Source organism: Salinivibrio sp. SS2, assembly GCF_001722075.1.
Taxonomy (GTDB): Bacteria; Pseudomonadota; Gammaproteobacteria; order Enterobacterales; family Vibrionaceae; genus Salinivibrio; species Salinivibrio proteolyticus.
The window spans coordinates 1-12326 of the sequence record NZ_MEBP01000075.1 but is presented as its reverse complement, the minus strand read 5'-3'; the positions used below and the strand labels follow the sequence as shown (position 1 = coordinate 12326).

The 12326-nt window shown below is 50.4% G+C and carries 10 protein-coding genes; 9 read left to right on the top strand and 1 reads right to left on the bottom strand.

Features of this window, described 5'->3' with window-relative positions:
• Positions 1-108: 108 nt before the first annotated feature.
• Entirely contained in the window at positions 109-867 is a 759-nt protein-coding gene (locus BGK46_RS08250; protein ID WP_069588391.1) for a Nif3-like dinuclear metal center hexameric protein, read from the top strand.
• A 60-nt stretch (positions 868-927) separates the two neighbouring features.
• Here the strand turns inward: BGK46_RS08250 and BGK46_RS08245 are convergent, their stop codons facing one another.
• Entirely contained in the window at positions 928-2217 is a 1290-nt protein-coding gene (locus BGK46_RS08245; RefSeq protein ID WP_069588389.1) for a citrate synthase, read from the bottom strand.
• A gap of 400 nt (positions 2218-2617) precedes the next feature.
• Here BGK46_RS08245 and sdhC point away from each other — a divergent pair, with 400 nt between their 5' ends.
• From sdhC to sucD, 8 genes are all read left to right on the top strand, one after another.
• The gene (gene sdhC / locus BGK46_RS08240) at positions 2618-3010 is read left to right on the top strand and encodes a succinate dehydrogenase cytochrome b556 subunit (protein WP_069588388.1); all 393 of its coding nucleotides are present in this window, start codon (positions 2618-2620) and stop codon (positions 3008-3010) included.
• Positions 3004-3354, top strand: a complete 351-nt coding sequence (gene sdhD / locus BGK46_RS08235; RefSeq protein WP_069588386.1) for a succinate dehydrogenase, hydrophobic membrane anchor protein — start codon at positions 3004-3006, stop codon at positions 3352-3354. The genes sdhC and sdhD overlap by 7 nt, the downstream gene beginning before the upstream one ends.
• Positions 3355-5121 (top strand): succinate dehydrogenase flavoprotein subunit, encoded by a 1767-nt coding sequence (gene sdhA / locus BGK46_RS08230; RefSeq protein WP_069588384.1) that lies wholly within the window; start codon positions 3355-3357, stop codon positions 5119-5121. It abuts the gene before it with no gap.
• Positions 5122-5135: 14 nt separating this feature from the next.
• Positions 5136-5846: a succinate dehydrogenase iron-sulfur subunit gene (locus BGK46_RS08225; protein WP_069588383.1), complete on the top strand. Its 711-nt coding sequence runs from the start codon at positions 5136-5138 to the stop codon at positions 5844-5846.
• A gap of 116 nt (positions 5847-5962) precedes the next feature.
• Positions 5963-8773: a 2-oxoglutarate dehydrogenase E1 component gene (gene sucA / locus BGK46_RS08220; protein ID WP_069588381.1), complete on the top strand. Its 2811-nt coding sequence runs from the start codon at positions 5963-5965 to the stop codon at positions 8771-8773.
• 28 nt (positions 8774-8801) lie between these two features.
• Positions 8802-10010 carry a 2-oxoglutarate dehydrogenase complex dihydrolipoyllysine-residue succinyltransferase gene (gene odhB / locus BGK46_RS08215; RefSeq protein WP_069588380.1) on the top strand — a complete coding sequence of 403 codons (1209 nt, stop codon included), beginning with the start codon at positions 8802-8804 and terminating at the stop codon, positions 10008-10010.
• A 106-nt stretch (positions 10011-10116) separates the two neighbouring features.
• The gene (gene sucC, locus BGK46_RS08210) at positions 10117-11283 is read left to right on the top strand and encodes an ADP-forming succinate--CoA ligase subunit beta (protein ID WP_069588378.1); all 1167 of its coding nucleotides are present in this window, start codon (positions 10117-10119) and stop codon (positions 11281-11283) included.
• Positions 11284-11285: 2 nt separating this feature from the next.
• Positions 11286-12158: a succinate--CoA ligase subunit alpha gene (sucD, locus tag BGK46_RS08205; RefSeq protein ID WP_069588376.1), complete on the top strand. Its 873-nt coding sequence runs from the start codon at positions 11286-11288 to the stop codon at positions 12156-12158.
• Positions 12159-12326: the final 168 nt, after the last annotated feature.

The window sequence follows — 12326 nt, the reverse complement described above, 5'->3', positions numbered from 1 at the left end:
TGTACGGTTCTGTGAGAGGGATGAGGCGGCAACGCCTCACCCTACTCGATATGTCGATTCCGCACGTTACACTAACATACAACATCTCAAAGCGACGAAAGAGACATCATGAATAACCTCGAACTCGAAGCAATCCTAAACGCAGAGCTAAAGCCCGATCAAATCAAAGACTATAGCCCGAATGGGTTACAAGTTGAGGGACGTGAGCAAGTACAAAAAGTGATTACCGGTGTCACGGCTTGCCAAGATCTGATCGATGCGGCGATTGAGCAGAATGCGGATGCCATCTTGGTACACCACGGTTACTTCTGGCGCGGTGAACCACAGCAAATTCGTGGCATGAAGTATCAACGGATCAAAGCGTTGATTGAAAATGGCATTAATTTATATGGCTACCATTTGCCGTTGGATATTCACCCTACCATGGGAAATAACGCACAGTTGGCTAAGCGATTGGGGATTGAGTTGATTGGCGGGTTAGAACCCGGTAACCCAGTATCGATTCCTGTTTACGGAAAGCTCTCGACGCCGATGACCTTAGCCCAGTTTGAACATCAAGTGGCGGCGGTGCTAGGCCGAGCCCCTTTGGTTATTGATGGCGGCCACACCCGTCGTATTGAAATGGTCGGTTTATGCACGGGCGGTGCGCAAGACTTTATCGACTTAGCGGCTAGCCAGAATATGGATGCCTATCTTTCAGGTGAGGTGTCAGAACGGACAACGTTCTCAGCGCGCGAGCAAGGTGTGCACTATATTGCCGCAGGCCATCATGCGACAGAGCGTTATGGTGTTAAAGCGCTGGGTGAGTGGTTGGCTAAACAGTATGGCCTAACGGTTGATTTTATTGATATCGACAACCCGGTATAAGTGATTGACGAAAACAAAAACGCCGCCTCGTTTAGGCGGCGTTTTTCTGCAAGCAAGGTGTTAGTCTCGCTGTTTCATTGGTGTGAATTCACGTTGCGTGTAGCCAGTATAGAGCTGACGCGGACGACCAATGCGATTGTTGGGATCGGAGTGCATTTCATTCCAATGTGCAATCCAACCAATGGTTCGTGACATTGCGAAAATCACAGTAAACATCGACGTTGGAATACCAATCGCTTTGAGGATGATCCCCGAGTAGAAGTCCACATTCGGATACAGTTTCTTGTCGATAAAGTAATCATCAGACAGTGCAATACGCTCGAGCTCCATCGCCACATCGAGAAGTGGGTCTTGGATACTCAGTTCTTCCAATACTTCATGACAAGCTTCACGCATCACAGTAGCGCGAGGATCGTAGTTTTTATACACCCGGTGTCCAAAGCCCATCAAACGGAAAGGATCATCCTTGTCTTTTGCTCGGCCAATAAATTCAGGAATGTTATCGACATGACCGATTTCTTCTAGCATGCGCAAGCAGGCCTCATTGGCACCACCGTGAGCTGGCCCCCAAAGTGACGCGATCCCCGCGGCAATACACGCGAATGGGTTAGCGCCTGACGAGCCGGCTAGACGGACCGTCGAAGTGGACGCATTCTGCTCATGATCGGCATGCAGCGTAAAGATTTTGTCCATTGCACGCGCAACTACTGGGTTAACTTCATATTCTTCACAAGGCGTTGCAAACATCATGTGGAGGAAGTTCTCTGCGTAATCTAGGTCGTTGCGCGGATAGATGAATGGCTGGCCAATCGAGTACTTGTAACACATTGCCGCGAGTGTCGGCATTTTAGAGAGCAATCGGAAGGCGGTGATTTCGCGGTGCTGGTCGTTATTGATATCCAGTGAGTCGTGGTAAAAAGCAGCCAGTGCACCGACGACACCGACCATGACGGCCATAGGGTGAGCGTCACGACGGAACCCGTGGAAGAAACTCGCGATTTGCTCATGTACCATGGTGTGGCGCACGATTAACGAGCGGAATTCTTCATATTGCTTTTTCGTAGGGACTTCACCGTAAAGAAGGATATAACAGACTTCTAAGTAATCAGCGTTATTGGCGAGTTGATCAATAGGGTAACCGCGATGCAGCAAAACGCCTGCAGCGCCATCAATGTAGGTGATTTGCGATTCACATGATGCCGTGGCGACAAAGCCCGGATCAAAGGTGAAATATCCATTTGCACCTAATGCACGTACGTCCAAGACCTCTGGCCCGACAGTGCCCCCCATGATCGGCAGTTCGATTGGTGCTTGCCCTTCAATATGTAGGGTAGCTTTCTTCTCTGCCATAACAATCTCCTTTGTTATTTTATAATCCCATCCAGGATACGGACCCGACCGTTTTACCGATCGGCCTAGGTGATGTCAATTTTTAACCTAACGATGTGTGCGCGAGTTAATAACTTATTTGCAATGCGGGTTAAATATCTGTTGTGAGATTCCTGTCAATTTTGAGCGTTTGTAATTGCTTGTTACGCCGCGTATACTTTTGCGAGGTCTCTGGGCATATCAGTATCCTAGAGCGTTTAGGGGCTCAAACACCTTTCTAAATTGACGTGATCCATTTGCTCAAAGTTGCAGTTAATAGCAATAAGGTACGCAAAGCACGTTACACAGATGTTGCAGGTCTTACGCTTTGAGTACTGAGGTTCAGAGAGTGTAAATAACTATAAATGCTCAATGGAGCTGAGTGGGCAATATCGTGAAAGAAAGAAAGTCAAGACCCGTAAACCTCGACATTAAGACCATTCGTTTCCCCATCACAGCGATTGCGTCTATCATGCATCGAGTAGCAGGTGTCATCACCTTCGTCTCGATCGCCATCCTATTGTGGCTGCTTAGCCTGTCTCTCTCTTCACCTAGCGGTTTTGAAACTGCGTCTGCCATCGTCGATAGCTTCTTCGTTAAGTTTGTCCTTTGGGGCATCCTCACGGCGCTTGCCTATCACATCGTAGGTGGTATCCGCCACCTCATGCAGGATATCGGTTATTTTGAAGAGTTAGAATCGGGTGCGAAAAGCGCTCAGGTGGCATTTGCATTGACCGGCGTGTTGTCTGTACTGGCGGGGATTTTGGTATGGTAGCGAAAAACATTTCATCGGTGGGGCGTAATGGTGTACATGATTTTGTACTCATTCGGGCCACTGCGATTATCATCACACTTTACACACTTTATATGGTCGGATTTGCTGCATTTGGGCCGGACATTACGTACGCCTCATGGACAGCTTTTTTCGGCCAAACCAGCACGAAGGTGTTTACCATGCTGGCACTGGTGTCGATTCTCATTCACGGATGGATCGGTATGTGGCAAGTGTTAACTGACTACATCAAGCCTGCCTTGCTGCGTGGCCTCCTTCAATTGGGTGTAGTTGCCTTGCTGCTGATCTATGTGTTTGCCGGTTTCTTTGTACTGTGGGGTGTGTAAGTGAGTATTCCAGTTCGCGAATTTGACGCAATCGTTATTGGCGCAGGTGGTGCAGGTATGCGCGCCGCCCTGCAAATTTCTGAACAAGGCCTGTCTTGTGCGTTGTTATCAAAAGTCTTTCCGACTCGTTCTCACACTGTATCTGCGCAGGGTGGTATTACGGTAGCACTGGGTAACTCACACAAGGATAACTGGCAATGGCACATGTATGACACGGTGAAAGGGTCGGATTATATCGGAGACCAAAACGCCATCGAGTACATGTGTAAAACCGGCCCGCAATCGGTCATTGAACTCGAAAAAATGGGCCTACCGTTTTCGCGCTTTGAAAACGGCTCTATCTATCAGCGTCCGTTTGGTGGCCAATCGAAAGAGTTTGGCGGTGAACAGGCGGCACGTACAGCCGCGGCGGCAGACCGAACTGGTCATGCATTGCTTCACACGCTGTACCAGCAAAATATCAAAAATAAAACCACCATCTTCTCGGAATGGTATGCCCTCGACTTGGTGAAAAACCAAGACGGTGCGGTGGTTGGTGCCACCGCGATGTGCATGGAAACTGGTGAGATTTGCTACTTCAAATCTAAAGCGACCGTGCTTGCAACGGGCGGTGCAGGGCGTATTTATCAATCCACCACCAATGCGCACATCAACACGGGTGACGGTGTCGGTATGGCGTTGCGAGCAGGCGTTCCGATGCAAGACATGGAAATGTGGCAGTTCCACCCAACAGGCATTGCTGGTGCCGGTGTCTTGGTGACCGAAGGGTGCCGTGGTGAAGGTGGCTATTTGCTTAATAAAGACGGCGAACGCTTTATGGAGCGTTACGCGCCGAACGCAAAAGACCTTGCTGGTCGTGATGTGGTTGCACGCTCAATGATGATCGAAATCCGAGAAGGCCGAGGTTGTGACGGCCCTTGGGGTCCACACATCAAGCTTAAGCTAGACCACTTGGGTAAGGATGTTCTTGAATCACGCTTGCCAGGTATTTTGGACCTGTCTCGTACCTTTGCGCACGTGGATCCGGTCAAAGAGCCAATTCCAGTCATTCCAACCTGCCATTACATGATGGGTGGTATTCCAACGCAAGTGTCTGGTCAAGCGATCAAACAAGATCCAATGGGACACGACGTTGAAGTACAAGGCCTGTTTGCCTGTGGTGAGATCGCTAGCGTGTCTGTCCATGGCGCAAACCGTTTGGGCGGTAACTCATTGCTTGATCTGGTGGTCTTTGGCCGTGCAACGGGTCTACACCTTGGTGAAACCTTGGCCGCGCAAGTTGAAGCGCGTGATGCAAGTGAATCTGATATTGAAGCCTCTTTAGCGCGCTTGAACCGCTGGAACAGCACGCAAAAAGGCGAAGACCCTGTAGAAATCCGTAAAGATCTCCAAGCGTGTATGCAAGAAAACTTCTCGGTATTCCGCGAAGGTGAGGCGATGGAGAAAGGCCTCAAAGAACTGCAAGAAATCCGTGAACGTTTGAAAGTCGCACGATTGGACGATACGTCGACTGAGTTCAACACTCAGCGTATCGAGTGTTTGGAGCTGGAGAACCTGATGGAAACCGCTTATTCAACAGCGGTAGCGGCAAACTATCGTACCGAAAGCCGTGGCGCTCATGCACGCTTTGATTATCAAGAGCGTGATGATGAGAACTGGCTATGCCACTCCATCTACAATCCAGAAACGGAATCTATGTCGAAGCGCGACGTCAACATGGCGCCAGTGCATCGTGACGCTTTCCCACCGAAAGCGCGTACTTACTAAGGGGGTCGAAAACGATGAACGTTAAGTTTTCAGTCTATCGCTACAATCCAGATGTGGACGATGCGCCATACATGAAGGATTACACGCTCGACGTGCCTGAAGGGTCGGACATGATGCTATTGGACGCGCTCATTCAACTAAAAGAGCAAGATCCGACGTTAGCATTCCGTCGCTCATGCCGCGAAGGTGTATGCGGTTCGGACGGCGTGAACATGAATGGTAAGAATGGATTGGCGTGTATCACGCCACTCTCATCACTGATGGACAAATCAGAAATTGTGATCCGTCCATTGCCCGGTTTGCCGGTTGTTCGTGACCTTATCATCGATATGAGTCAGTTCTATGAGAACTACGAGCGGGTCAAACCTTACTTAATCAACGATGACACACCGCCATCACGTGAGAACTTACAAGCCCCTGAGGACCGCGCGGAGTTAGATGGCTTGTATGAGTGCATCATGTGTGCGTGTTGCAGCACCTCTTGCCCTTCTTTCTGGTGGAACCCAGATAAATTTGTGGGACCGGCAGGGCTGCTCGCTGCGTATCGTTGGTTAGCGGATAGCCGTGATACCGCGACTGAAGAGCGCTTATCTGATCTGGACGACGCTTTTAGTGTCTTCCGTTGCCACGGTATCATGAACTGTGTCAGTGTGTGTCCTAAGGGCTTGAACCCAACGAAAGCAATTGGACACATTAAGTCGATGCTGATTCAGCGTGGCGTTTAAAACGCTTTCGTACATTAACGTGAACTATAAAGCCCCGTCTACGGACGGGGCTAAATAACAGGTAACCCGGCTTAGAACCGGCGTTTGGATAAATAACTAGTGGTTAAGGGATAACAATGCAAAATGGCGTGATGAAGGCTTGGATGGAGTCTTCTCATTTGGCTGGCGCCAATGCAACTTACGTAGAAGACCTCTACGAACTGTACCTCAGTGACCCGGAGTTAGTTGATCAAGAATGGAGAGCGGTCTTTGACCAACTACCAGCGGTGAATGAAACCGCGGTAGAACAACCCCACTCTCGCGTTCGTGATTACTTTCGACGCTTAGCTACCGAGACAGCGCGTGCAAATGCCTCAGTCAATGACCCCGACGTAGACGCGAAACAAGTCAAAGTCCTTCAACTTATTAACGCATTTCGTTTCCGCGGCCATCAGCAGGCCAATCTTGACCCGCTGGGTTTATGGAAGCGTAATCAAGTACCCGATCTATCACCTGCTTTCCACTCACTTAACGAGCAGGATTTCAACGAAACCTTCAATGTCGGCTCATTTGCAATTGGTAAAGACAATATGCAGCTGGGCGAGCTTTATGAAGCACTGCAGAAGACCTATTGTGGGTCTATCGGTGCTGAATATATGCATATCACTGACACGGAAGAGAAACGTTGGATCCAAAGCCGCTTAGAGTCTGTGGTTGGGCAGCCGCAATTCAACGAACAAGAAAAGCTGACCTTCCTAGAAGAGCTGACCGCGGCTGAAGGACTAGAGCGCTATTTGGGCGCGAAGTTCCCAGGCGCAAAGCGCTTCTCTCTCGAAGGGGGGGATGCACTGATCCCGATGCTTAAAGAGCTCATCCGCCACGCTGGTGGTAAAGGTGCTCGTGAAGTGGTGGTCGGTATGGCTCACCGCGGCCGCTTGAACGTGTTGGTGAATGTGCTGGGTAAAAAGCCGTCAGAACTGTTTGACGAGTTTGCGGGTAAACAGGACGAAACCTGGGGCACCGGTGATGTGAAATATCACCAAGGCTTCTCGTCTGATTTTGCCACGCCAGGTGGTGATGTGCATTTAGCGCTTGCCTTCAACCCATCTCACCTTGAGATCGTCAACCCTGTGGTCATGGGCTCAGTCCGAGCTCGTCAAGATCGTCTCCAAGACGCCACCGGTTCGAGTGTCTTACCGATCACGATTCATGGTGATGCGGCGATTGCTGGCCAAGGGGTCGTGCAAGAGACCTTTAACATGTCTCAAGCGCGTGGCTTCCAAGTTGGCGGCACGGTACGTATCGTCATCAATAACCAGATCGGTTTTACCACCTCGAACCCAGCCGATTCTCGTTCTACGCAATACTGTACTGATATTGCCAAAATGGTGCAGGCGCCAATCTTCCACGTAAACGCGGATGATCCTGAAGCTGTTGCCTTCGTTTCTCGCTTAGCGCTTGATTTCCGTAACGAATTCCGGCGTGATGTGGTCATTGACTTGGTGTGTTATCGCCGTCACGGTCACAACGAAGCGGATGAGCCCAACGCGACACAGCCTATGATGTACCAAAAGATCAAGAAGCATCCGACACCGCGTAAGCTTTATGCGGACGTTCTTGATCAGCAGGGTGTTGCGAATCTTGAGAAAGCGACCGAGCTTATCAACGAGTATCGCGATGCGCTTGACCGCGGTGAATGTGTGGTCAAAGAGTGGCGCCCGATGGCGTTGCACTCGGTCGATTGGACCCCTTATCTTGGGCATGATTGGACCGTAGAGTGGGCGAGTAAGTTTGACGCTAAGCGTCTGAAAGAGCTCGGCCATCGGATTTGCCAATTGCCAGAAAGCCACAAGCTTCATAGCCGTGTCGCCAAGCTTTATAACGATCGTAAAGCCATGGTGGAAGGTGAGAAAAAGCTAGATTGGGGTATGGCGGAAACCTTGGCGTATGCGACGCTGGTGGATGATGGCAAACGTATCCGTATTACCGGCCAAGACTCCGGGCGAGGTACCTTCTTCCACCGTCATGCGGTCTTGCACAATCAAATCGACGGCAGTACCTATTTGCCACTGGCGAATATTCACGATAAACAAGGGCCATTCCAAGTGTTTGACTCTGTGTTGTCTGAAGAGGCGGTTCTCGCGTTCGAATATGGCTACGCGACGGCAGAGCCAGGTGGTCTCACCGTTTGGGAAGCACAGTTCGGTGATTTTGCCAACGGTGCGCAAGTGGTGATTGATCAGTTCATCAGCTCTGGGGAACAAAAATGGCGCCGTATGTGCGGATTAACCATGCTGTTGCCTCACGGCTATGAAGGACAAGGCCCAGAGCACTCATCGGCGCGTCTTGAACGCTATCTTCAGCTGTGTGCCGAACAAAACATGCAAGTGGTCGTACCCTCAACGCCTGCACAGGTCTATCACATGCTGCGTCGCCAAGTGGTTCGTCCCATGCGTCGTCCGTTGATTGTAATGTCGCCTAAGTCGCTGTTGCGTCACCCGCTTTGTGTGTCGAGCCTTGAAGACTTATCTGATGGTGATTTCCTCCCCGCAATTGGCGAGATGGATGAGCTGGATGCGAACAAGATTGAACGCGTCGTCATGTGCGCAGGCAAGGTGTATTACGACCTACTGGAAACGCGTCGCAAGTCGGAAATCGATAATGTGGCGATTATCCGTATTGAGCAGCTTTATCCGTTCCCATTGGATGCGGTGAAAGACGCTATCGCCCCTTACACCAATGCGAAAGACTTTGTGTGGTGCCAAGAAGAGCCTCAAAACCAAGGGGCTTGGTATAGCAGCCAGCACAATTTCCGTGCGGCGATTCCAGATGATGCTACCTTAACCTACGCAGGACGAGAGGCATCAGCATCGCCAGCGGTAGGCTATATGTCCGTACACCAGAAACAACAAAAAGCGTTAGTCGAAGACGCTCTGACCCTCAAGTAAGAACTAGAACATTAAGGATAACTACGATATGACAATCGAAATTCTGGTTCCCGATTTACCCGAATCTGTGGCTGACGCAACGATTGCCACATGGCACAAACAGCCAGGTGACTCGGTAACCCGTGACGAAGTACTGGTTGATATTGAAACGGATAAAGTGGTACTGGAAGTGCCCGCGCCTGCTGATGGCGTGTTGGAGTCAATCATTGAAGATGAAGGGTCAACCGTGTTGGCGAAACAAGCCATCGCGAAGTTGAAAGAGGGCGCTGTGGCAGGAGAGCCGACCAAAGACGTGCCTGCTGAATCAGAAGCGTCACCGGATAAGCGCCATACAGCATCACTGGAAGAAGAGTCTAATGATGCATTGAGCCCTGCTGTGCGTCGCTTACTGGCCGAGCATGATATCTCTCCTGATGCGGTGAAAGGCACAGGTGTGGGTGGGCGTATTACCCGAGAAGATGTTGATGCTTACCTGAAGAACAAGCCAAAAGGTGGCGAGAAAGACAAACCTGCACAAGACGTCCCTGCAGTGGCTGAGCGCGGTGAAAAACGTGTGCCAATGACACGTTTGCGTAAGCGTGTTGCTGAGCGCTTGTTAGAAGCGAAAAACAGTACCGCGATGTTGACCACGTTCAACGAAGTCAACATGAAGCCGATTATGGAACTGCGTAAGCAGTATCGTGATAGCTTCGAAAAACGCCATGATATTCGCCTCGGCTTCATGTCTTTCTATGTGAAGGCAGTGGTTGAAGCGCTCAAGCGTTACCCGGAAGTGAATGCGTCTATCGACGGTGATGACATCGTTTATCACAACTACTTCGATGTGAGCATGGCGGTATCAACACCACGCGGTTTGGTCACACCAGTGCTGCGTGATTGCGATAAGCTAGGCTTCGCAGATATCGAGAAAGGGATCCGTGATCTCGCGGTCAAAGGCCGAGACGGTAAGCTAACCGTTGATGAGCTAACCGGGGGTAACTTTACGATCACTAACGGTGGGGTATTTGGCTCGCTGATGTCGACGCCAATTATTAACCCACCTCAGGCAGCCATTCTTGGTATGCACAAAATTCAAGACCGCCCAATGGCGGTAGATGGCAAGGTAGAGATCCTACCAATGATGTACTTGGCGCTTTCCTACGATCACCGTCTGATTGACGGCCGTGAATCGGTTGGCTTCCTGGTTACCATCAAAGAGCTTCTTGAAGACCCAACACGTCTGCTATTGGACGTTTAACTGATTGGCCAGTACGTGATGTACTGGCTGTCAGCCGAGGGGACGGAGTCCCCTCATTTGGAAAGCACAAAGACACAATAATGGACATTAACACGGATAGAACATCATGAATCTGCACGAATATCAGTCAAAGCAGCTGTTCGCTGAATATGGTCTACCAGTTTCAGAGGGCTATGCTTGCGACACACCACAAGAAGCTGCCGAAGCAGCCGACAAAATTGGTGGCGACAAATGGGTCGTCAAATGTCAGGTCCACGCGGGCGGTCGCGGTAAAGCGGGCGGCGTAAAACTGGCTTCCTCTAAAGAACAAATTCGCGAGTTCGCACAACAATGGCTAGGTAAAAACCTCGTTACTTACCAAACAGATGCGAATGGCCAACCGGTTAGCAAAATTCTTGTTGAATCCTGCACTGATATCGCCAAAGAGCTATATCTCGGTGCGGTCGTTGACCGTGGCTCGCGTCGCGTGGTTTTCATGGCGTCAACAGAAGGCGGTGTGGAAATTGAGAAAGTGGCGGAAGAGACGCCTGAATTAATTCACAAAGCCTCGATTGATCCTTTAGTCGGTCCTCAGCCTTATCAAGGCCGTCAACTGGCATTTAAATTGGGTCTTGAAGGTGAGCAAATCAAACAGTTCACCAAGATCTTTATGGGGATTGCACAGCTGTTTCTTGATAAAGACGTCGCATTGGTTGAAGTGAACCCATTGGTGATTACTGATCAGGGCAACCTGCACTGCTTGGATGCAAAACTGTCGATTGATAGCAATGCGGTCTATCGCCAGCCACAGGTTCGCGCGATGCACGATCCAAGCCAAGAAGACGCCCGTGAGGCGCATGCGGCACAGTGGGAACTGAACTACGTTGCCCTCGATGGAAACATTGGCTGCATGGTCAATGGTGCAGGTCTTGCGATGGGCACCATGGATATTGTTAATCTGCACGGCGGTAGCCCTGCTAACTTCTTGGATGTCGGCGGTGGCGCGACGAAAGAGCGTGTGACTGAAGCATTCAAGATTATCCTGTCTGACAGCAATGTGAAGGCAGTATTGGTGAATATCTTCGGCGGCATCGTTCGCTGTGACTTGATTGCTGACGGCATCATTGGCGCAGTAGAAGAAGTGGGCGTGAAAGTGCCTGTTGTCGTTCGCCTAGAGGGCAATAATGCCGAAGTAGGTGCGAAGAAACTAGCCGATAGCGGCTTGAACATCATCGCGGCCACCTCACTCACAGAAGCCGCACAGAAAGTCGTTGCTGCAGCGGAGGGTAAATAACAATGTCAGTGCTGATTAATAAAGACACCAAAGTCATCTGTCAGGGCTTTACGGGTGGACAGGGTACCTTCCACTCTGAGCAGGCGATCGAATACGGTACGCAAATGGTTGGCGGGGTATCTCCTGGTAAAGGGGGAACCACCCATCTCGGTTTGCCGGTGTTTAACACAGTGGCAGAAGCCGTAGAATCAACGGGTGCAACGGCATCGGTGATCTACGTGCCAGCACCATTTTGTAAAGATGCGATCCTCGAAGCAGTTGATGCGGGTATTGAGCTGATTGTGTGTATCACCGAAGGGATCCCAACACTGGATATGCTGGAAGTGAAAGTGAAGCTTGATGAAGCTGGCGTTCGCATGATAGGTCCAAACTGTCCAGGCGTAATCACCCCGGGTGAATGTAAGATTGGCATCATGCCAGGTCATATCCATAAACCGGGTAAAGTCGGTATCGTGTCACGCTCAGGTACCTTGACCTATGAAGCGGTGAAGCAGACTACGGATGAAGGCTTTGGCCAGTCAACCTGTGTGGGGATTGGTGGCGATCCTATTCCAGGTTCTAATTTTATCGACATCCTCGAAATGTTCGAAAAAGATCCAGCGACTGAAGCGATTGTCATGATTGGTGAAATCGGTGGTACCGCTGAAGAAGAAGCGGCGGCTTACATTAAAGAGCATGTCACCAAACCTGTTGTTTCTTACATTGCCGGTGTTACCGCACCTCCGGGTAAACGCATGGGCCATGCGGGTGCGATCATCTCTGGTGGTAAAGGAACCGCCGATGACAAATTTGCAGCACTTGAAGCTGCAGGCGTCACCACAGTGAAAAGCTTGGCAGAAATCGGTCAAGCACTGCGCGATAAAACTGGATGGTAAAAACGCCGTTGTAGCATGATGATAAGCCGCTCAGTTGAGCGGCTTTTTTGTTTGCCCAGCGAAGCTGGCAAACCCGTCAGGTTGAAAGAAACCTGAATCGCCCCGACTGAGGGGAAGATAATCCGACTCGCAAGGGCGTTGCTGGCCAACGGCAGGGTCTGAAGGAAG